Raw genomic sequence first — 22,853 nt, 5'->3', positions numbered from 1 at the left:
GTTTATATAATTTTACATCCAATATTTTACTATTTAGAAATTTAAGTTTTAATGATTTATTGTTAATAACACCCTTATCTTTTATATTTTTAACTGACATCGGGCTATTTATTAATATTCTGCAATATTCACATTTACCATAAATTGAATTAGATATATATGATCTAATTTCATAATCTGAGCCTATACTTTTTTTAATGATTTTTATCTATCTTACAAAAATAACTTTCATTTACTGAATAAACTATCTTACTAAATGATAATTTTTCATATTCATATAACTTTATAATATCTTCCTTATATTTATCTAACTCTTATCGCTTCAAAACCTTACCCCTCTAAGAATTATTTTATTCTTAGTATAAACTTATTTATAATCTGGCATACTTACTCTTTCCGGATTCAAAAATCTTTCAAAAAGCAAGCTATACTTTATCGGATTTATTTTTGTTATTCCAAGAGTATAAGCAACGATAGACCCTGCTGCGGATCCACGGCCCGGACCAGTTGGTATACCATGGTCATTTGAATACTTAATAAAATCCCAAGTAATTAAGAAGTAATCAACATATCCCATTTGATTAATTACACCAAGCTCATAATTAAGCCTATTTACATATTCTTTTGCTTCCTCATTAGTCTCAGCAAAATCCTTTACCTCTTGAACATTAATTAACTTATCTTTAAATTGTTCAAATACATCATATCTTTCAACAAGACCTTCAAAACACACTTCTTCAAGATAATCAAAGTGAGTTTTATATTCCTGTGGAACTGGGAAATTAGGTAACTTAGAAACGTGGAACTCATAATCAAAATTACATTCCTCTGCAATTTTCAATGTATTTTCTAACGCCTCTGGAACATAAGAAAACATATCCCACATCTCTTCAGGAGACTTTAAATAGAATTGGTCTGAAGGATACCTTCTTCTATTTTGATCTTCCACCGTTTTACCTGTTTGAATACACATAAGAATATCATGTGCCTTAGAATCCTCTTGCTTAATATAATGGACATCATTTGTTGCAATTAAAGGTATTCCTGTCTCTCTAGATAACTTAATATTACCTTCTGTAACCTTTCTTTGCTCCTCCATGCCATGGTCTTGTATTTCTAAATAAAAACCATCTTTAAAGATATTCTTATACAGTAAGGCAACTTCTTTTGCCTTTTCATAATCATCTCTTAATAAATTTTTTTGTACTTCTCCACCAAGACAAGCACTTAAAGCAATTAAACCTTCGCTATGCTTTCTTAGGAAATCATGGTCAACTCTTGGTTTATAGTAAAATCCATCAATAGATGCTGTTGATACTATTTCCATTAAATTTTCATAACCAACTTCATTTTTTACTAATAAAACTAAGTGATATGTACCATTGTCCTTATCATTAATTTTGATATTCATAGACTTACTTGCTACATATACTTCACAACCAAGTATAGGTTTAATACCTTGTGCTACCGCCTCTTTATAAAAAGCTACACATCCATACATAACACCATGGTCAGTAATGGCTATGCTTTTCATCCCAAGCTCTTTTGCTCGACTAATAACTTTTTTAATCTTAGCTGAACTATCAAGCAAACTATACTCTGTATGTAAGTGGAGATGACAGAACTTTTTATTTTCCAATGAAACACCCCCTTATTATAAGAAATTTTAAACTATTAACTATTCTATTACAATATTAATTATAACTTTAAAGTCTGCCGTAGCAGACTTTATTTTTAATATTATATTTTTATTATTGACTATTTTAATAGTTTCCACTTCTTATTTCTTCAGCTATTTTTTCTATTTTTCTTAATCTATGATTTATTCCAGATTTACCTACTGGTGGATCTAACATTTCTCCTAATTCCTTAAGGGATTCATCTGGATAACTTAATCTAAGCTCTGCAACTTCTTGAAGATTCTTTGGTAACCTTTGAAGACCTATACTATTTTGTATAAGCTTTATGCTTTCAACTTGTCTCACTGCAGCATTTACTGTTTTACTTAAGTTAGCAGTTTCACAGTTAACAAGTCTATTTACGTTATTTCTCATTTCCTTCATTATTCTTATATTTTCAAGTTCAAGTAATGAAGTATGAGCTCCAACAATATTTAAAAGATCAACTATTTGTTCGCCTTCTTTTATATATATTATAAAGCTATTTTTTCTTTGAATAACTTTTGAATTCAATCCAAAAGAATTAATAAGCTTAGATAAATCAATTGCATATTCCTCACTATGAGTTACAAATTCTAAATGATATGTCTTTTCAGGATTAGTTACACTTCCCCCACCAATAAAAGCGCCTCTTATATAGGCTTTCTTGTATTCTTCAGTCTTTACCATTTCAGGATCTATTTTATAGTCAATAGTTAGTACTCCATCTATTTCTCTAAAAATACCTGTTTCTTGAAGTAAGTCCCTAACCCCCATGTCTTCTTCAATTAAAACCATATATATATTATTTTTCTTTAAAGAGTTACTCTTTTTAACCATTAATTTAGAATGTATATTAAAGTGTTCCTTTAGTATAGTGAATATATGTCTTGCTGAAGCTGGATTTTCTGTTGTAATTCTAAAGCTAAGACCTTTCCCACTAAACCCTATTGTTCCACTACCTTTCATTATTGCCGAAAGCTCCGCTAATGCTTCCGCCTTAGATATATCAGTATATCTACATATTTCTCCTTTTACTTTCGCTGAAAACGACATAAATTATTCTCCTAACTAACTATAAATATATAAATTATTATATCATAAACTGTGCCGTATGTGTCATAATATAATAATGGAAATAAAAAAGCTGTATCAAAATTTTGATACAGCTTAATATACTTATTTCTTATTTGCAATCTTTTTAGATAAATACATATACTCAATAATTTTCTTTTTATCATAAAGTAATTTTTTATCTAAAATAGTTGTCATTAAAACTTGTGCTAAATGTTCCGCATCATGTTTTACGTATCCCTTAGTAATTTTAACTAAATCAGTCTCAACTACCTTTACATTTAAATCTTCTATGTTTTCATAATCTAACTTTACTAATTTAGATCCTTCACTTAAATATCTTTCCTCTATTTCTTGAGGAATCACTCCATTATTTGCAATAACATATTGAATGCTATTCTTTCCACTATATTTCATTAACGTTTTTATATGATCAGATACATTAAAATCGTCTGTTTCACCTGGTTGAGTCATTACATTTGATATATATATCTTGATTGCATCACTTTTATTAATTGAGTCAACTATATCTTCAACTAAAAGATTTGGTATTATGCTAGTATAAAGGCTTCCAGGCCCCATAACAATTGCATCTGCTTCTTTAATAGCTATAAGCGCATCCATCAACGGTTTAGCTCTTTCAGGATCTATTTTTAATTTTTTTATCTTACTTTTTTGTTTTATAACCTCTTCTGGAATTATAGATTCACCCTCTACTATACTTCCGTTTTCAAGCTCTGCTATAAGTTTCATATCATCAAGTGTAACTGGCAATACTTTACCAGTAACTGCAAGTACTGAACTCATTTTTTGAACAGCATCTTCAAAGTTTTCGCTTATTCCTGCCATGGCAGCTAAAAATAAATTACCAAAATTCTGGCCTTTTAGCGACCCTTCTTGGAATCTATATTGAAGTAAATCCTCCATAATAGGCTCTGTGTCTGCTAATGCTAGAATACAGTTACGTATATCACCTGGTGGTAACATCCCAAGGTCAGCTCTAAGCTTTCCTGATCCTCCACCATCATCTCCAACAGTTACTACTGCTGTTATATTACTTGTATATAACTTTAACCCTCTCAACATTGTAGAAAGCCCCGTTCCACCACCTATAACAACTACTTTAGGACCACCTACATGAACTCTCTTTTCATCTACAAGTTCTTCTATGTTCTTATCATTTATTGTTATTTTAACTTTTTCAGAGTTTATTAATGCAATAAATGATTTAACAAATTCCGAAAATGCAATATACATCATTACAATTCCAATTAAACTTAAAAATAAATATAAAAGTTTTATATTTGTGTTATAATCTTTATTTGAAAAAATTTCAACAACACCTAGTACAAGTATCACTACCCCTACAAAGCCAAGGAATATCCACCTTTTCATTTTTATTCCTGGCTTCATCAAAAAATCCATTATCATAGCTTTTTATCCCCTTTATGAACATCTTCTTTAATATCTCTATGCTCAATATACACATTGTAGTTTTTCTCATATAAATTCTCATAAACCTCATTTGCTATAGCTACTGATCTGTGTCTTCCACCAGTACATCCTATTGAAATAATAAGTTGTCTTTTTCCCTCTTTTTGATAGTTTGGAATCAAGAATTCTAACATATCATTTAATTTTTCTAAGAAATTTTTAGTTTCATCTTGTTCTAATACATAATCCTTAACTGGTGTATCTAACCCTGAAAATGGCTTTAGTTCTGGTATATAGAATGGGTTAGGTATAAATCTAACATCAAACACTAAGTCTGAATCAACTGGTATACCATATTTAAATCCAAAGCTTAACACAGTAATTGATAATTGCTTTTCTGGCAATGTTTCATCACCAAAATATTTAGTCATTTCTTCTCTTAAATCACCTATTTTATACTTTGATGTATCTATTATAATATCTGCCTTATCTTTAACTTCTCTTAATTTCTTTCTTTCTAATTCAATTCCTGTTATAACTCTACCACCACCTGATAATGGATGACTTCTTCTTTTTTCTTTGAATCTTTTTACAAGAACTTCATCAGTTGCATCTAAGAATAATATTTCATACTTAAACTGCTCTTTTTCTAAATCTCTTAAACTTTCAAATAAATCATTAAAGAATACTCCACCTCTTATATCTATAACTAATGCCACTTTATCTATCTTTCCATCACTTTGTCTACATGCCTCTGCAAACTTTGTTATTAATGTTGGTGGAAGATTATCTACACAAAAATACCCCATATCTTCTAAGCTTTTAGTCGCTTCTGATTTACCGGCTCCTGATAACCCTGTAACTATAATAAATCTCATGTAATACCTCCAAAAAATCTCTTTTTTTAATGTAGTAAACACATTCTAAATTTAGTTCGAATGTGAAAGTTAAATTGTCAAATTTTTAATTTGGAATTTCACCTTAAAGTAACTTATTCAATTATATCATATATATCAAAAATTTAACTATTACATTATAAAACTTAAAAATCGTATTTATATAAAAATAAAGAAGTAATTATATACTTCTTTATTTTTATAATATCTTTATTTAAATTAATTCTATTATCTGCTATATGATCCACTATTAGAATCATTACTATAAGAACTACTGTAAGAACTACTATTTGAGTCATTACTATAAGAACTGCTGTAAGAACTACTATTTGAATCATGACTGTAAGAACTACTATATGAGCTATTACTTGAATGACTATTAGAATCTGACTTACTTGATTTTCTGCTTGTCCAATTACTTATCCAACTACTTATTCTACTAGTTAAATTACTCATTGAACTGCTTCTTGAATTGCTCATTGAACTACTATTTGAATTACTTTGTGATTGACTTCCACTATAACTTGATCTGCTGTTTGATCTACTATTTGACCTGCTATTTGACCTGCTATTTGAATCTGAATTACTTCTTGATTGACTATATCCATAATATCTATGCCCTCTACATGATCTATTTCTATAGTAATTCATATAAAACACCTCTCTATATTTTTCTGTATAATATATAAATCATTTATTATTATACTTAATATATATTATGATTATTTCTTTTCTTGTGTTACATTTTTAATTCTAAAACTCTTTTTTTATATATTTCTCTCTTCATATATTTCTTTTACGAATCTTTCAAAATTTTCCCTTTGAGTATGCTTATTACCATAATACACCTTATTTGCAGTTACTATTTTATTTAATGTTTCTGAATCTAAAGAATGCATTTTTTTATAATTTCCTGATTGATATAGGTCTCTTAATTGTTTTCCTATACTTAATAAAGAGTTATGGTGTTCTCCATTAGAAAATCCTCTTATCATATCTCTGTTTCCTGATCTTCTAGAAAAGAATACTGATTTAGCTAACCATCCCTCCATTGCAATTCCATCTCTTGTTGTATTAGCTAATACAAAATTTATATAGTCTGTAAACTCTGTAAAATCACCATCATATATTTTTATTCCAACTATAGGGTACCATAACCCCCTAATCTTACCACTATTTGTTCCTGATGATCTAAAGAATGGCAATGTCACTCTTTCTAATCCATCATCATACTCAATATTAACATCTATCAATCCTATAACTCTGAATGGGTTTATAGTATATAAATTCACTCTAAAACTTTCAGGATATATTTTAGACGAATCAATCAATTTAATCATAATATCACCCCATTTTAATCATCATTTGTGCTTTTAACTTTTTCAAGTTGTTGTCTAACTTGTTCTATATTTTCATACTCCTGCTCTATTCCCATTAATTTCTTTAGGAAAACTTTTTCCTCTTCATTTAGATTTAACTCTTCATACCAGGGTCTTTCTTCTTTTGAATCTGGTTTATATGAAGAATAGTACAGATGAATTAAAAAGTCACCTATATACCAGTAATCTTCTTGTTTTATATATTTCTCATTATTTATATATCTAGCTAGACCAAAATCAATTAAGGCTAACTCATTATTTTCTTTTATTATTACATTAGGCAATCTAACATCTCTATGAACTATATTTTCATTATGCAATACCTCTACTAAATCTAAAAGCTTAGATGCCACTTCATAAATTTCACCCTTTGAAAAAACCTTTCCTTCCTTAACTAATAGATCCTCAAAAACCTTTCCTTCAACATATTCTAATATATATCCTTCTCTACGTTTATCTTTAAATTTAGATATAAATTTAGGAAACTTCGGATCATCCAATCTATTTAATATGCTTTCTTCATAAAAAAGTTTTTCTCTAGTTTCTTTAAGCATTTTTTTCTTTAGCTGCTTTATTACGCACTTTTCACCTTTATCATTAGTCGCTAAATACGCAATTCCATACCTACCTTGTCCTATTAACTTGGTAATAGTATATCCTTCTACTTTTTCACCTTTCTTAAAATACTTATCCATATTTTTTTATATTATATGACTTATTTATACAATAATTCATATAAATCCTCCTCATTAGCTTGATAGAATATCCTTAATTCCCCTTAATACATCCTATGAAACTATAAGAAGGTGTGTTACATTTTTTTATTATGTTTCTGTATTTTACGTAAAAAAAGAAGCTACCCAAATGGTAACTTCTTATTCTTCACCTATTATTCTTACTTCAGGATGAAGATCAACTCCGAATTGTTTTTTTACTTCATCTTGAATATACTTTATTAAATCAGTAATATCTTTTGCTGTCGCATTTCCTTTATTAATTACAAATCCTGAATGCTTTTCAGAAACAGCAGCTCCACCTATAGAGTATCCTTTTAAACCAGCATCTTGAATAAGCTTACCAGCAAAATAACCTGTTGGTCTTTTAAATGTACTTCCTGCTGATGGATATTCAAGTGGTTGTTTAGATTCTCTCTTATTAGTTAAGTCATTAACTAATTCTTTTATAGTTTTTACTTTACCCTTTTGTAATTTAAACATAGCTGATAAAACTGTATATCCCTTTTTCATAACTAAAGAAGATCTATATCCGAAATCTAATTCATCATTTGTAAGCTTTATTACATTACAATTTTCATCTAGTACTTCAGCACTTTCAATAACATGTGCAATTTCTCCATCGTAAGCACCAGCATTCATAAACACTGCTCCACCAATAGTTCCTGGTATTCCACATGCAAATTCAAATCCAGTTAATGAATTTTCCATTGCTTTATCAGAAACTTCCTTTAACATTGCACCACATTCAGCTTCAATTCTCTCATCATTTACAGTTACATTGTGTACGCCTTTTAGTGATATAACAACACCTCTAAATCCACCATCTCTAACTAATATGTTAGAACCATTACCTATAACATAAACCGGAATGTTATTTTCCTTACAAATGCAAATACTCTTTTTTATTTGCTCCTTTGATTCAGGAATTAACAGAATATCTGCCGGTCCTCCAACTCTAAAATTGACATAACTACTTAACTTCTCATCTATTTTAATATTATCTTCATTGTAAAATTCTCTAAATAGCCCTACAAATTTACCGTATTTATTCATGATAAGCTCCTTAAAATATAAAATATTTACAGTTTAATAGTATAAAGTATATTATAACATTAAACAAGTAATTTCCTCTTAATTATTGCCATTAAAGTAAATATAAATACTTTTTGCCGATTTCTTATCTATAGATGGTACTTCTAATAACTCATCTATTGTAGCTTTTTTAATATTATCTACACTACCAAACTTCATTAATAAAGCTCTTCTTCGCTTTTCTCCAACATTAGGTATATCATCTAAAATTGAATGCAATGTTCTTTTATCCCTTAAGCTTCTATGATATGTTATTGCAAATCTATGAACTTCATCTTGTATTCTTCTTATTAATTGCATTAAATTTGAGCTTCTATTAATTATTAACTCTTTATTATTATATACTATCCCCCTAGTTTGGTGTTTATCATCCTTAACTAGACCACATACTGGTATATTTATGTTTAGGCTCTCTAATACTTCTAATGCTATATTTACTTGTCCTTTACCACCATCCATCATTATCAAATCTGGGAAATTAGAAAACTTGCCTGCAGATAGTTTTAAATTTCTCTCTTGAATTGCCTTTACTTCTTCAAGTCCATGATTAAATCTTCTTGTTAAGATTTCTCTCATACTATCATAATCATTAGCACCTTTTACAGTTTTTATTTTAAATCTTCTATAATCACTATTTTTTGCTCTTCCCTCTTCAAACACAATCATTGTTCCAACAGAGTCTACACCCTGTATATTAGATATATCATATGCCTCTATTCTGGCAGGCCACTCGTCAAGTTCTAATAATTGTTGAAGTTCTTGTAATGATATTCTGTTTATTTCTTTATCCTTTAGATATTTATCCTTGAATTTTTCTAAAGTAATTTTAGCATTATTTTTAACCATTTCTAGCATTTCTTTTTTCTGACCCTTTTGTGGTACTTTAAGCCATACCTTAGACCCTCTTTTAATTGTTAAATATTCCTCCATTAACTCTACTTCATTAATTTCAGGAACATATATTGTTTTAGGAACTTTAGCTGTTCCTCCATAAAATGATGCTATAAATTCTTCTAAAATTTCTGCTACGCTTTCATTTGCTGTATTTTCAAATATAAAATGTTCTCTTCCAAGTATTTTACCATCTCTAGAGAAAAATACTTGAATACAGCTATCTTTTTCATCTTGATCAATATTAATAAAATCCTCATCGCCTTCCATAGTCTTAAATATTTTTTGCTTTTCAACTATAGCTTCTATTGATAATATTTTATCTCTTAATGATGCTGCTTTTTCAAATTCTAAATTTTCTGCTGCATTCTCCATTTCTGCCTTAAGCATTTTGGTAACATAGGTTTCTTTTCCACTTAAAATATCAATTATATCGCTTATCATTTTTCCGTATTCTTCTTTACTTATATGCCCACCACATGGTCCAAAGCATTTTTTTATATGATAATTTAAACAAGGCCTTACCTTATCTCCATCTTCCTTTATTGCTAACTTACATGTTCTTAATGGAAATATCTTATATATTAAATTTATTGTTTCATATACAGCTGTTCCATTAGTATATGGACCAAAATATTTGCTACCATCCTTAGCAAAATTTCTAGTTACAAATACCCTTGGAAAATCATCCTTAATAGTTATTTTTATAAAAGGATAAAACTTGTCATCTTTTAATAATATATTATATTTAGGGCTATATTTCTTTATTAAATTACATTCTAAAATAAGTGCTTCCATTTCTGAATCTGTAACTATATACTCAAATTCAGCAATATTCTTAACCATGACTCTTACTTTTTCCGAATGATTTTTTGAACTTTGAAAATAACTTTTTACTCTATTCTTTAAAATCTTTGCTTTTCCAACATAAATAACTTCACCTAATGAATTTTTCATTAAATAGACACCTGGTTTATCAGGTAAATTTTTTATATGATACTCAAAATCAAACATGTCTCTCCCCCTTCATAGATAAAAATTAAGAGCTAAGAAGTAAGAGTTAATAGTTGAAGGCTTAAACTTCTACAGAAGCTTATAATATTAACACCACTTCTCTTAACTATTCTCTCTTAACTCTTAACTCATTTTATCCTAATATCAGACTCTCTTTTGTTATACAACTAACTGTATCTAATATTAAATTATAGTTTTAGTCTCCTAAAACTGCTTGCCTAACAACCTTACTAGCAACTGTTGCCGCTGCTCCTGAACCAGTACCACCATTTTCAACTATTACTGCAATTGCTATTTGTGGATCATCCATTGGTGCTGCTGCTATAAACCAGCTATGTGGAGTTGCTTCACTTCCATCTGCTAAAGTATAATCTGCTGTACCTGTTTTTCCACCTGCATTAGTTCCCTTAAACGCTGGCCATTTATTTAAATTACTATCAATTAAATATGTCATATATTCTTGAATTGTTTCGGCTATTTCACTAGACATTACTTGCTTTAACTCTTTACCATCTATAGCTTTTACTGTATTTTTATCTTTATCAACAATAGAATTAACTAATTTAGGTTGCATCATAACACCATCATTAGCTACTGTTGCTGCCACTAAAGCCATTTGCATAGGAGTTGCTAAAACACTTCCTTGACCTATACCACTTTGTGCCATATTACCTAATTCAGCATTATTTAATGTTGGGAATCTACTTGATGTTATAGATACCCCTGGTCCAGTAATTACTGAATTAAATCCATAACTTTCAGCTGTAGCTTTCAACTTATCATTTCCAAGATCCATTGCTAATGTTCCAAATACAACATTACTTGATACCTTATATGCTTGTTTTAAATCTATTGAACCATACACATTATTTCCAAAGTTACTTAATGAGGTTCCATCTTGGAACTTTATTTTTCCTTCATCATCAAATGTTCTATCAACTACTGTTGGTATATTTTCTAATGCACTTGTTAAGGTAACAGTTTTAAATACAGATCCTGGAGGATAAAGCCCATTTATAGCTCTATTAATTAATGGTGTTTCATCTGCACTACCACTATTAGCTTTATTCATTTCATCAGCCAAATTATTAGGATTAAATGTAGGTTTTGATACCATCGCTAATATTTCTCCCGTTTTAGGATTTAATGCAACAACAGCACCTTTATTATCTCCTAATGCATCTGAAGCTACTTGTTGTAATGTTGTATCTAAAGTTGTTACAACTCCATTTCCAACCTTATCAGCTTCTTCTGTTAACTTTTTAAAATCTATTCCATTCATAAAGTTTTTAAAATTAGATGAAAAATTAAAACTTCCTGTACTTTCTTTATCATTTTTCATACTTTCTATAAGACCATTTATATTAATGCTATCTAAAAACTGCCTAAAATTATTACCAAAAGCATTATAAGTACTTAATTCACTATCATACTCTTCTTCTAATCCTGTAGTTCCATAAACAGCACTTGTATATCCTAATGCATGAACATATAAATCATTGTATAAATAATCCCTTTTTTGAGATGTTTCATTTACTCTTTCACTTGTTGTTAGAGGAGTTCCATTTCTATCATATATAGTTCCTCTTAAAACTTCATTTTTTGTAGCAATAACCCTAGTATTTCCAGGCATATCATTAATCTTTGGACTTTTAATCAATTGGAAATAAGCAATATAGGATATTAATGCTATAAAGAAAATTAAAAATATAGTCATTACGCTTTTAACGCTTTTTGCTAAATCATTCATACCCTTTATGCCTCCTCTGATATTTTTTGTAATATTCCTAAAGCAAAGAATATTGTTAACACTGATGAACCACCATAGCTTATAATAGGTAATGTTATTCCTGTTAATGGAATTACTGCAAATATTCCTCCTATTATAACTAATGTTTGACAGGCTATCATTGTACTAAATCCAACTGCTATTAGTTGTGAATATTTATCATTTGTAACAAAGGCTGCTCTTATTCCTCTATAGAATAATAAAAAGTATATTATCATTAATCCAATTGCAAAGATTATTCCAAACTCTTCACAAATAATTGCATAAATCATATCACTTTCTTTAACAGGTAAGTTCTGAAAATGGCCTTGACCTAATCCAACACCAAATAATCCACCTGCTGCAATTGAATACATTCCTTCAATTATCTGATATGATTCTCCTAATTTATATTTCCATGGATCAAGCCAAATCATTACTCTTTCTCTTACGTGTCCAAACATTGAATATCCAGCAACTGATCCAACTGCCGCTAATCCCAATGCAGTAAACACATATTTTTTCTTAGATGTTGCAACATATAATAATGTTATAGAAATACCAAAGAATATTAATGCACTTCCTAAGTCTCTTTGAAGTACCATACATCCCATAGAAAATCCTGCTACTAACGCTGGCTTCCATAGTTCTTTGAAATCTTCTTTAAAGTTATTTTTATCTTCATATGTAGCTAAGGCTGAAGCTAAATATAATACTAATGCTATTTTCCCAAATTCAGAAGGTTGAAAAGATATTGCATTTCCTATTATAATCCAGTTCTTTGCACCATATTGTTCTGTACCAAATATTAATGCTAATGGCATTAATACTAAAGTTACTATCATATATATTTTCTTGTATTTTGCAAAGCTTCTTAAGTCAGGCAAAATTACCACAATTAAAATATAAGATATTATTCCTAGTGCAATCCAAACTAATTGTTTAATTGCAGTTACTCTATTTATTCTATATAATGTTGCTACTCCTACTACCGCCAACACACTTGCAAAAATTAATATGAATTTATCTCCATCCGGATAAAATCTTCTAATTACAAAGTGGGAATAGCCTATTAAAACACATAAGACTACCCCCATTATTAATGCAAATTTATCAAAAGGTTGTTCTAAAAACCCTAAAGTTGTGAAAAGTAGTAAGCATAGCAGATATACTAATCTAAGTAATCTTTTTTCACGCTTTAATGCTTTCATAAATTCACCTCTATTCTTTAAATGAAACATCTTTTCCTATCGTCAAAGATGAAAGTTCAACTAACTAAATCACAGATTTAGAGTTTTACTTACCTGATTTTAAAACTTTAAAAATGGCACTTCCTATTTTAATTTCATCATCAGCAATAAGCTTGAACTTATCCTCTATTTTTTCACCATTAACATATATACCATTTGTGCTATTTAAGTCTTCAACATATAAATTGTTATTTTTAGTATATATCCTCGCATGATTTCCTGATACAAAAGGTTCAGTTAAAACTATAGTATTTTCTTGTTTTCTTCCTAAGGTTGTTACTCCTCTAATAGGTACTACAGAGCCTTGCTCCAGTGTGGAGTTTACCCCTTTTTGAATAACCTCTATACCATACCTTATTCCTGAGTTGTTATTTTTTCGTTTTCCACCAGTTTTAACATCCTTATACATTATCTTTAATGCATAATATATAATGACATATAACAAAATTATAAAAATTATTCCTGCTATAAAAGTGACTACTTTTCCCAAACTCATATTTTCACCTCAAATTAATGTATATTTACCATTATATATTAAATCTTATTGTAAAAAATAACAAGCCATCTAAGTTATCTTAATAACTTATTAAGATATTTCCCTGTATAAGATTGTTCCTTTTTAACTATCTCTTCTGGTTTACCTTGCGCTACTAAAGTACCACCCTTATCTCCACCTTCTGGACCTAAGTCTATTATATAATCAGCACATTTAATCATATCTAAATTATGCTCAATTACTACAACAGTATTTCCAGCATCAACTAATCTTTGTAATATCTCAACTAGCCTATTAACATCATCAACATGAAGCCCTGTTGTTGGTTCATCTAATATATATAAAGTCTTTCCTGTACTTCTCTTAGATAATTCAAATGCAAGTTTAATTCTTTGTGCTTCACCACCAGATAATTGTGTTGATGGTTGACCTAATCTTATATATCCTAACCCTACATCTTTTAATGTTTGAATCTTATTTTTTATTCTTGGTATATTTTCAAAGAATTCTAAAGCTTCTTCTACAGTCATATTTAGGATATCATCAATATTTTTTCCTTTATATTTAACTTCAAGTGTTTCTCTATTATATCGCTTACCTTTACACACTTCACAAGGAACATATACATCAGATAAAAATTGCATTTCTATCTTTATAATTCCATCTCCAGAACAAGCTTCACATCTTCCTCCCTTTACATTGAAACTAAATCTTCCTGGCTTATAACCTCTCATCTTAGCCTCTGGTGTTTGGGAGAATAATTCTCTTATTATATCAAAAGTTCCTGTATAAGTTGCCGGATTTGAACGTGGTGTTCTTCCTATTGGACTTTGATCGATGTCTATAATCTTATCTATATTTTCGTAACCTGTTATTTCTTTATAAGCACCTGTTGGATTCTTACTTTTATTTATTATCTTATTTAATCCTTTATAAAGAATTTCATTTACTAATGTACTCTTACCTGACCCTGAAACACCAGTAACCATAGTTAAAACTCCTAACGGGAATTTAACTGTTAAATTTTTAAGATTATTTTCTTTAGCTCCTACAACTGTAATAAATTCACCATTACCTTGTCTTCTTACTTCTGGAACCTTAACCTCTTTTTCTCCAGTCAAATATTGACCAGTTATAGATTCCTTACATGCCTTAATTTCATCTACAGTTCCTGCTGCAATAATTTGTCCTCCATGCTCTCCTGCCCTTGGACCAATATCTACAATAAAATCAGCCTCTCTCATAGTATCTTCATCATGCTCAACAACTATAACAGTATTTCCAACATCTCTTAGGTTTTTTAGTGTTTGAATCAACTTATCATTATCCCTTTGATGTAATCCAATACTAGGTTCATCCAAAATATATAAAACACCCATTAATGCTGAACCAATTTGAGTTGCTAGTCTAATTCTTTGGGCTTCACCACCTGAAAGCGTTCCTGAACTTCTTGATAAGTTTAAGTAATCTAATCCAACATCAACTAAGAATTTTAATCTGCTCTTAATTTCCTTAACTATTTGATCACTTATTATTCTTTCCTTTTCAGTGAAATTTAATGAATTAATAAAATCTAATTCCTCTCTAATAGGCATTTGCGTAAATTCGTATATATTCTTATCGCCAACTGTAACTGCTAAAACTTCCTTGTTTAATCTAGCCCCCTTGCACTTTGGACAATGTTTGTTACTCATATATTGTTCAATTTCGCCTTTAATTACATCTGAATTTGTTTCTCTATATCGTCTTGCAAGTGCATTTATTTCTCCATCATATGCATATGAGTACTTGCCTTTTACTCCATCTTTAGTATATGTAACTATTAATTTGTGTCCATTTGTTCCATATAATAATAAATCTAATTGTTCTTTTGATAATTCCTTTATAGGTCTTTTTAAATCTAAATCATATTCTTCACTTAATGCTTTTAATATTGCATAAGTCCAAGAATCCTCTTTTAATCTACCTTCACCCCAAGTAGCTATTGCACCTTCCATTACACTTAGGCTTTTATTTGGAATAACTAAGTCCGGGTCTATCTCCATTAATGTTCCTAACCCATCACATTTTTCACATTTCCCAAAAGGAGCATTAAACGAAAACATTCTTGGCTCAAACTCTTGTATGTTAATTCCACATTCAGGACAAGCAAAATTTTCACTAAATAGTATGTCTCTATCATTAATTATATTTATGATTACTAATCCTTCACCTAACTTTAAAGCAGCTTCTAAAGAATCACTTAATCTACCTTCAATTCCTTCTTTTATAACTAATCTATCTACTACTGCTTCTATGTTATGCTTTTTAGTTTTTTCTATTTTTATCTCTTCTTCTGCTAATTCATATATTTCTCCATCAACTCTAGCTCTTACATATCCATTCTTTTTAATATTATCTAATACTTTTTCATGAGTTCCTTTTTTCCCCCTAATAATAGGCGCTAAAACTTGAATCTTAGTTCTATCCCCAAGATCCATTATTTGATCCACAATTTGATCCACTGATTGTTGACTAATTACTTTTCCACACTTAGGACAATGTGGAATACCTATTCTTGCATATAATAGTCTTAAATAGTCATATATTTCTGTTATTGTTCCAACTGTAGATCTTGGATTTTTACTTGTAGTTTTTTGATCTATAGATATTGCTGGTGATAACCCTTCAATATAATCAACATCTGGCTTATTCATTTGTCCTAAAAATTGTCTCGCATATGATGATAAAGATTCAACATATCTTCTTTGACCTTCTGCATATAAAGTATCAAATGCTAATGAAGATTTACCTGATCCTGATAATCCTGTAAATACTATTAATTTATCTCTTGGTATCTCTAATGATACATTCTTTAAGTTATGTACTCTTGCACCCTTTACTATAATTTTATCTTTCATCTTTTAACCCTCTTCAATATACTTCATTATTTATTTTTGTCAGAAATAGTATATTTTACTCTCGAACAAACATTCTTTATTTAATTTTAGAGTTATTAATTTTTATTGTCAATGAAATTTATCTTTTGTTTTTTATAATTTTTAAAACAAAAAAGCATTTTCTTAATAAAGAAGAAAATGCTTTTTATCTATTATTCGTTTTCTCTATAATATTTTAAATGTGTAGTTGGAATTGTAATAGTTATTTTATTATTTAATAGTTTTTTACTTTGTTTAATACTTTTCTTTAATTTTATTAGTATCTAGTATCTCCAAGACCACAGAATGCATCTACTGGGCTAACTCCCTTAAATTCTGAACGTCCCATCATTTTATCAACTAACGCTTTAAGCGTATAATCTTTACTATCATAAGTATTTATATAAGTCTTAACTTGTGGTACATCAGCTAAGTGGAATGGGCATTGTACTGAAACAAAGATAGTAGGTATTTCATTCACATAGAATGGAATATCTGGAGTACCTTTACTTGGTGGCCATTGAAGACGTTGGTCAACACTTGCCCCTACATCAGCTACATTTATAATTAAATCATATTTTGAAGTTAATTCAGAAATTGGACGCTTACCAGCATAAACATTTCCAAGAGCAGCCCCCATTTCTTCCTTTGGTAATTTCATTATTTTATCTATTGGTGATTCGTATATTTCTACTTGGAATCCCTCTTGATCTAATAATTCTTTCATTATATCAACAGGTCCTTTTTGTGGTCCTTGCATAAGAGCTATAAATTTACCAAATCCACCGTCAAAACCTTTAGCATTTACAAGTAATACTTTCTTAGTCTTTTCTGGTGAAATTGGGAATATTACTTCATTATTTTTAACTAAAGTTATTCCCTTATCAGCTATTTCTAATGCTGCCTTTTTATTTTCTTCTAAGCCAATCTTAGCCATAGCTTGTTCTTTTGTTTGTAATATTTCATTCTTAGCTTTCTTGTGTAATCCTAAAGAAGCTTTTAAACCTAATATTCTACTTAATGCATCATGAAGTCTTTCTTCAGTTATAACTCCATTTTTGTATCCTTCCATCATCCATTGGAAATCTTCATCTGGATCATTGAAGAATAAGAATAAATCACTACCTGCTGCAATTGCAGTTGGTAACATATCTTTACGTTTCATAGCTGAAGTCATAGCAACCATATGAGATGCATCAGTTACAACTAATCCATTGAATCCCATTTGACCTTTTAATAAATCTGTTAATACATATTTACTTAAAGTTGCAGGCATATTCATTTCTTGAATTGTAGCTTCTGGATTAAAGTGTTTTACGTATTCTGGTAAAGCAATATGTCCAGCCATTATTGACGGAAGACCTGCTTCAATTAATCCAGAGTATACTTTTCCGAAAGTAGCATTCCATTCTTCAACAGATAAAGTATTTGGAGCAAATGATAAATGTTGATCTCTTTCATCTATACCATCTCCAGGGAAATGCTTAGCAGCTGGTAAAATTCCAGACTCCATTATTCCTCTCATGTATTCTAAAGATAACTCTAAAGTTTGGTCAACATCTGCAGACCAAGTTCTAGTAGATATTATTGGATTTCTCCAGTTTCTGTTTATATCAACAATTGGTGCAAAGCTCCAGTTACATCCTATAGCAGCTGCTTCAATACCTGATATTCTTCCTAATTCATAAGCGTAGTGTGGATCTTGGGTTGCGGCAACTTTTACTTCCATACCTACATATGTACCATCTGTACATGCTCCATTTCCACCCATCTCTGTATTTGCTGCTATTAATAATGGAATTTTAGAATTTTCTTGTAATATTCTATTTTGATCATATACTTCTTCAGCCTTAGCTGGATTATAACGAACAGCTCCTATATGATAACTATCTAAAATGCTTTTTAAATAATCTTCTTCACGGCTTGCTCCCATATTTACAAATAGTTGTCCTATTTTTTCTTCTAGTGTCATATTTGCAATTGTATCTTCTACCCATTTTATTGATTCTTCATCAAGATTATACGGTTTTAATTTTAAATTTACCATCTTTAATTCCTCCATTATCATCTTTAATTTATTTTGGAATACTAGTATACCTGTAGAGGTATACTAGTCTCTTGCTTTTTCTTACAAAATATATTTTTTAATGTATAACTTAATTTTTATATTTTAATAAGCTATTTGCTATACTGCTTCTCTCACTTTTATTAATGCATTATTCATTTCAATAACTTTCTTTTTAGAAAGGTTGTATACAAATATTAAAATTAATGCAGTTACAACATATCCTATTGCTGCTCCACCAAGAGCTATATTTTTAATTCCTAATCCAACTGCTGCACTTTGCTCTGCAGCTCCTGATTGGTATCCTAGTATAGATAATGCAAATCCACCAATTCCACCAGATATAGCTTGTGCTAATTTTCTTGCTAATGAATATGAAGAGTAAACTGTTCCTTCATTTCTTTCTCCAGTAATGTATTCTTGATAATCGATAGCATCACCAACTAATGCCCATATTATTGTGTTTATTAATCCTGATCCTAATCCAGCTACAAAAGATAATACAATATAAACTGGAGCTGTTAAGTTTGGTATAAATAACATTCCTACATAAACTATTGTTGGTATTATAGATCCTACAACTGCAGTTTCTTTCTTTCCTAACTTTTTAACAATCACCCCTGCAAAAGGAATAACTACAAAACTAGCAAGCATACCAACCATTCCTCCAAATGCTGTTAAACCTGGTGCCTTGAAATAATCCTTAAATAAGTAAACGTTTAATGTATTAACTGTTAACATACCTGCCATCATAGCAAATGAAGCTAAAGCTACTCCTATGAAAGCTCTATTTTTTACTAATCCCTTTAAAGTTTGCCCCATGCTCTTTTTGTTTTTATTAGCTTGGTGAACAATTCTTTCTCTTGTTAATCTAAAATTTAAGAAAAATGATACAGAAGAAATTATTGCAAGTATTACTGCACAAATTATAAACCCTTCAGCAGTTACAGCTCCTTGAGCATTAAAAATTATCTTTGGAACAATTAACATTACTAGAAGGTTTGCTCCCATAGATCCAATATTTCTAAATGTTGATAATGCCGTTCTCTCATTTGGATCACTACTCATTACTGATGCTAATGAACCATAAGGTATATTAACTGCTGTATATAACATACCAAATAAAATATATGTTACATAAGCATAAGGTAACTTCATACCTTCTGGTAATCCTGGAATTGCAGTAAATGCTAGTATTCCAACTATAACCATAGGTAAACCAAACTTAACAACATACGGTCTAAACTTACCATGTCTTGTAACTCCTACCTTATCAACTAAAACTCCCATTATAGGATCATTTATGGCATCCCATATTCTAGCTACAACAAATAATGTTCCAACTGCCGCAGCACCAATTCCTAAAACATCTGTATAGAAAACCATTAAATAACTACTTACAAATGCAAAAAATGCTGCACAACCAAAATCTCCTAATGCATAACCTATTTTATCCCCAGTATTAAACGATTTCACTTGTTCTTCTTTTTTGCTTATTAAATCAAGAAACCTCATTTTCCAATCCTCCCAAAATAATTTTTTCCTTGTATACATTTACATTAAATATAAAATAATATTTTATATTTAAAGGGAATTTTAATATGCTTATATTCCCTTTAAATATTGACTTTAATTATTTAAAATATTTCTCAGAATTTTTATAACAAATGTTTTCAACAATCTCCCCTAATATTTCTTCATCCCAAGGATATTGACCACATTCCACTAAATTACCTAAATAGTTACATAATATTCTTCTAAAATACTCATGTCTTGTGTATGATAAGAAACTTCTTGAATCTGTTACCATACCAACAAATTGACTTATAAGTCCAAGTTGTGATAACGCCATCATTTGTCTTTCCATACCATCCTTTTGATCATTAAACCACCATCCTGATCCAAACTGTACTTTACCTGATATATTTCCGCCTTGGAAATTACCAATCATAGTACCAATAACTTCATTATCCTTTGGATTTAGGCAATATAAAATAGTTTTTGGAAGATTATCTTCCTTGTCTAATTCATCTAGTATTCTTGAAAGTGAATAAGCTATTTCTCCATCATCAATACTATCAAAACCAGCATCCGCACCAACCTTATTAAACATTCTTGTATTATTATTTCTTAATGCACCTATGTGTAATTGCATTATCATTTTTCTCTCAGAATACATTTTTCCTAAAGCTATTAATAACGCTATAGAATATTTTGATGCTTCTTCATTAGTTATATCCTGTCTGTTTAAAGCTTTAATAAATATTTCGTTAATTTCTTCACATGAAAAAGTATAAAAAACAACCCTCTCTAAACTGTGGTCCGTAATCATACATCCATTTTCATAAAAGTAATCTAATCTTATTTCTAATGCTTTCTTTAAATCATCAAAAGATTTAATTTCAATATTACTAACTTCAGCTAACTTATCTATGTAATCTTTAAACCCTTCATTTTGTATCTTCATTGCCTTTTCTGGTCTAAAACTTGGATTAACAGAACATTTAAAGTTGATATCTTCTTTTACTTCCTTATGATATTTTAAATCATCTATAGGATCATCGGTAGTTCCAATATAAACTACATTAGCCATTTCAATTAACTTTTTAGCCGTTAATTCATTTTCTTCTATAGCCTTATTACATTTTTCCCATATAATATCAGCTGTTTTTTCACTTAAGGTTTCTTCTACTCCGAAGAATCTTTTAAGCTCCAAATGAGACCAATGATAAATAGGATTTCCAATTAAATATGGCATCATTTTTGCGAACTGATAAAATTTATCATAATCACTTGCATTTCCTGTTATGTATTCTTCATCTATACCAAAGCTTCTCATAGCTCTCCACTTATAGTGGTCATGGTATAGCCACATTTCAGTTAAATTCTTAAACTTATGATCTGTAGCTATTTCCATAGGAACTAGGTGACAGTGATAATCAAACACTGGCACCTTTGAAGCATAATTATGGTATAAAACCTTTGCTACTTCATTTTCTAGTAAAAAGTCTTTATCCATAAAATTCTTCATTTCATTATCCCCTTATAAATTAATTTTTATTGTTCTTTTTAATTGCCTCAATTAATCCATTTATATACACTGCACCTAATGCTCTATCATATAAACCATATCCTGGTCTACCTGTTTCACCCCATATCATTCTTCCATGGTCTGGTCTGTATGGTCCTTGGAAGTCGTAATCGCAGTATGCTTTTACTATTTCATAGAAATCTAATGAACCTGCTTCTGATAAGTGAGCAACTTCATTAAAACTACTCTCACCAGTTATTTTTACATTTCTAAGGTGGGCAAAGTGTATTCTATTTCTTTCCTTACCAAAATAATTAACCATTTCAACCATATCGTTAACCTTTGTACATCCTAAAGATCCTGTACATAAAGTCACTCCATGATATGGACTATCATATAAATCAATAAATCTCTTTAAGTTTTCAAAATTAGTTATAATTCTTGGTAATCCAAATATTCCCCATGGCGGATCATCCGGATGTATTGCCATTTTCATTCTTACTTCGTCAGCAACTTTCATTATTTGTTGAATAAAGTAATTTAAATTATTCCATAAAGCTTCTTCATCAATATCTTTGTATTGTTCTAATAAAGCTTTTAATCCACCTTCACCATAAGATGTATCCCATCCTGGTAACTCTAATTCACCTAAAGCTGGATCCATTTTCTTAACTTGTTCTTCATCATATATTAAACATGTAGAACCATCTTCTAATTTATAATTTAAATCTGATCTTGTCCAATCGAATACTGGCATAAAGTTGTAGCATATTGTATCTACCCCTGCTTCTGCTAAGTTTCTGATTGTTTGTATATAATTTGCTATATATTTATCTCTTGTTGGTAAACCAAGTTTTATATCTTCATGTACCGGTACACTTTCTATTACTGAAAGCTTTAAGCCATGACTTTCTATTTCTTTTTTTAATTCTAAAATTCTTTCTAATGGCCATACTTCTCCAACTGGAATATCATATATAGCCGTAACTATTCCCTTCATTCCAGGTATTTGCTTGATGTATTCAATTTTAACTGGATCATCTTTTCCATACCATCTGAATGTCATTTCCATGATTTTGTCCTCCCTTTATTAAGTAAATCCCCTTTTTTAACTTCCCAGTATACCTTTACGAATACTAGTATACCAGCC

16 protein-coding genes and 1 pseudogene are annotated in these 22,853 nt (G+C 29.7%); all 17 read right to left on the bottom strand.

From position 1 onward, the window contains the following. Positions 1 to 376 precede the first annotated feature (376 nt). Positions 377 to 1,639, bottom strand: a pseudogene (gene dnaE / locus I4V51_RS10060) (DNA polymerase III subunit alpha); the annotation flags it as partial. A gap of 124 nt (positions 1,640 to 1,763) precedes the next feature. After that, positions 1,764 to 2,714 carry a DNA-binding protein WhiA gene (gene whiA / locus I4V51_RS10055; protein ID WP_195988306.1) on the bottom strand — a complete coding sequence of 317 codons (951 nt, stop codon included), beginning with the start codon at positions 2,712 to 2,714 and terminating at the stop codon, positions 1,764 to 1,766. Positions 2,715 to 2,837: 123 nt separating this feature from the next. Then, positions 2,838 to 4,163 carry a YvcK family protein gene (locus I4V51_RS10050; RefSeq protein WP_195988305.1) on the bottom strand — a complete coding sequence of 442 codons (1,326 nt, stop codon included), beginning with the start codon at positions 4,161 to 4,163 and terminating at the stop codon, positions 2,838 to 2,840. Further along, positions 4,160 to 5,044 carry an RNase adapter RapZ gene (gene rapZ, locus I4V51_RS10045; protein WP_195988304.1) on the bottom strand — a complete coding sequence of 295 codons (885 nt, stop codon included), beginning with the start codon at positions 5,042 to 5,044 and terminating at the stop codon, positions 4,160 to 4,162. Before rapZ ends, I4V51_RS10050 begins: the two co-directional genes overlap by 4 nt. Before the next feature lie 246 nt (positions 5,045 to 5,290). Beyond that, the gene (locus I4V51_RS10040) at positions 5,291 to 5,713 is read right to left on the bottom strand and encodes a hypothetical protein (protein WP_195988303.1); all 423 of its coding nucleotides are present in this window, start codon (positions 5,711 to 5,713) and stop codon (positions 5,291 to 5,293) included. A gap of 116 nt (positions 5,714 to 5,829) precedes the next feature. Then, positions 5,830 to 6,402, bottom strand: coding sequence for a hypothetical protein (locus tag I4V51_RS10035; RefSeq protein WP_195988302.1), 573 nt, complete (start codon positions 6,400 to 6,402; stop codon positions 5,830 to 5,832). 14 nt (positions 6,403 to 6,416) lie between these two features. Further along, a complete protein-coding gene (locus I4V51_RS10030) occupies positions 6,417 to 7,136 on the bottom strand; it encodes a protein kinase family protein (RefSeq protein WP_195988301.1) in 720 nt (239 codons plus the stop codon). Between the two features lie 180 nt (positions 7,137 to 7,316). Beyond that, a complete protein-coding gene (gene murB / locus I4V51_RS10025) occupies positions 7,317 to 8,231 on the bottom strand; it encodes a UDP-N-acetylmuramate dehydrogenase (protein WP_195988300.1) in 915 nt (304 codons plus the stop codon). Positions 8,232 to 8,309: 78 nt separating this feature from the next. Then, positions 8,310 to 10,175: an excinuclease ABC subunit UvrC gene (uvrC, locus tag I4V51_RS10020; protein WP_195988299.1), complete on the bottom strand. Its 1,866-nt coding sequence runs from the start codon at positions 10,173 to 10,175 to the stop codon at positions 8,310 to 8,312. A gap of 196 nt (positions 10,176 to 10,371) precedes the next feature. Beyond that, complete coding sequence (locus I4V51_RS10015; protein ID WP_195988298.1) at positions 10,372 to 11,925, bottom strand: penicillin-binding transpeptidase domain-containing protein; 1,554 nt, start codon at positions 11,923 to 11,925, stop codon at positions 10,372 to 10,374. 5 nt (positions 11,926 to 11,930) lie between these two features. Beyond that, positions 11,931 to 13,154, bottom strand: a complete 1,224-nt coding sequence (locus I4V51_RS10010; protein ID WP_195988297.1) for an FtsW/RodA/SpoVE family cell cycle protein — start codon at positions 13,152 to 13,154, stop codon at positions 11,931 to 11,933. Positions 13,155 to 13,239: 85 nt separating this feature from the next. Continuing rightward, positions 13,240 to 13,689, bottom strand: coding sequence for an FHA domain-containing protein (locus I4V51_RS10005; protein ID WP_195988296.1), 450 nt, complete (start codon positions 13,687 to 13,689; stop codon positions 13,240 to 13,242). 74 nt (positions 13,690 to 13,763) lie between these two features. Further along, on the bottom strand, positions 13,764 to 16,589 hold the full coding sequence (gene uvrA / locus I4V51_RS10000; RefSeq protein WP_195988295.1) for an excinuclease ABC subunit UvrA: 2,826 nt from the start codon (positions 16,587 to 16,589) through the stop codon (positions 13,764 to 13,766). A 295-nt stretch (positions 16,590 to 16,884) separates the two neighbouring features. Next, positions 16,885 to 18,654 (bottom strand): glycoside hydrolase family 3 N-terminal domain-containing protein, encoded by a 1,770-nt coding sequence (locus tag I4V51_RS09995; protein WP_195988294.1) that lies wholly within the window; start codon positions 18,652 to 18,654, stop codon positions 16,885 to 16,887. Positions 18,655 to 18,792: 138 nt separating this feature from the next. Continuing rightward, positions 18,793 to 20,187 (bottom strand): MFS transporter, encoded by a 1,395-nt coding sequence (locus tag I4V51_RS09990; RefSeq protein ID WP_195988293.1) that lies wholly within the window; start codon positions 20,185 to 20,187, stop codon positions 18,793 to 18,795. 118 nt (positions 20,188 to 20,305) lie between these two features. Further along, positions 20,306 to 21,703, bottom strand: a complete 1,398-nt coding sequence (gene uxaC / locus I4V51_RS09985) for a glucuronate isomerase (protein WP_195988292.1) — start codon at positions 21,701 to 21,703, stop codon at positions 20,306 to 20,308. Between the two features lie 19 nt (positions 21,704 to 21,722). Continuing rightward, the gene (uxuA, locus tag I4V51_RS09980; protein ID WP_195988291.1) at positions 21,723 to 22,775 is read right to left on the bottom strand and encodes a mannonate dehydratase; all 1,053 of its coding nucleotides are present in this window, start codon (positions 22,773 to 22,775) and stop codon (positions 21,723 to 21,725) included. Positions 22,776 to 22,853 lie beyond the last annotated feature (78 nt).

Source organism: Clostridium sp. D53t1_180928_C8 (assembly GCF_015667795.1).
GTDB lineage: Bacteria > Bacillota > Clostridia > Clostridiales > Clostridiaceae > Clostridium.
The sequence above is the reverse complement of the archived record's forward strand: the minus strand, read 5'-3'. Positions and strand labels throughout refer to the sequence as shown.

Excerpts from the sequence above, each read along its gene's own strand:
- whiA (WP_195988306.1), bottom strand. The coding sequence starts at position 2,714 with ATGTCGTTTTCAGCGAAAGTAAAAGGAGAAATATGTAGATATACTGAT.
- I4V51_RS10050 (WP_195988305.1), bottom strand. The coding sequence starts at position 4,163 with ATGATAATGGATTTTTTGATGAAGCCAGGAATAAAAATGAAAAGGTGG.
- rapZ (WP_195988304.1), bottom strand. The coding sequence starts at position 5,044 with ATGAGATTTATTATAGTTACAGGGTTATCAGGAGCCGGTAAATCAGAA.
- I4V51_RS10040 (WP_195988303.1), bottom strand. The coding sequence starts at position 5,713 with ATGAATTACTATAGAAATAGATCATGTAGAGGGCATAGATATTATGGA.
- I4V51_RS10035 (WP_195988302.1), bottom strand. The coding sequence starts at position 6,402 with ATGATTAAATTGATTGATTCGTCTAAAATATATCCTGAAAGTTTTAGA.
- I4V51_RS10030 (WP_195988301.1), bottom strand. The coding sequence starts at position 7,136 with ATGGATAAGTATTTTAAGAAAGGTGAAAAAGTAGAAGGATATACTATT.
- murB (WP_195988300.1), bottom strand. The coding sequence starts at position 8,231 with ATGAATAAATACGGTAAATTTGTAGGGCTATTTAGAGAATTTTACAAT.
- uvrC (WP_195988299.1), bottom strand. The coding sequence starts at position 10,175 with ATGTTTGATTTTGAGTATCATATAAAAAATTTACCTGATAAACCAGGT.
- I4V51_RS10015 (WP_195988298.1), bottom strand. The coding sequence starts at position 11,925 with ATGAATGATTTAGCAAAAAGCGTTAAAAGCGTAATGACTATATTTTTA.
- I4V51_RS10010 (WP_195988297.1), bottom strand. The coding sequence starts at position 13,154 with ATGAAAGCATTAAAGCGTGAAAAAAGATTACTTAGATTAGTATATCTG.
- I4V51_RS10005 (WP_195988296.1), bottom strand. The coding sequence starts at position 13,689 with ATGAGTTTGGGAAAAGTAGTCACTTTTATAGCAGGAATAATTTTTATA.
- uvrA (WP_195988295.1), bottom strand. The coding sequence starts at position 16,589 with ATGAAAGATAAAATTATAGTAAAGGGTGCAAGAGTACATAACTTAAAG.
- I4V51_RS09995 (WP_195988294.1), bottom strand. The coding sequence starts at position 18,654 with ATGGTAAATTTAAAATTAAAACCGTATAATCTTGATGAAGAATCAATA.
- I4V51_RS09990 (WP_195988293.1), bottom strand. The coding sequence starts at position 20,187 with ATGAGGTTTCTTGATTTAATAAGCAAAAAAGAAGAACAAGTGAAATCG.
- uxaC (WP_195988292.1), bottom strand. The coding sequence starts at position 21,703 with ATGAAGAATTTTATGGATAAAGACTTTTTACTAGAAAATGAAGTAGCA.
- uxuA (WP_195988291.1), bottom strand. The coding sequence starts at position 22,775 with ATGGAAATGACATTCAGATGGTATGGAAAAGATGATCCAGTTAAAATT.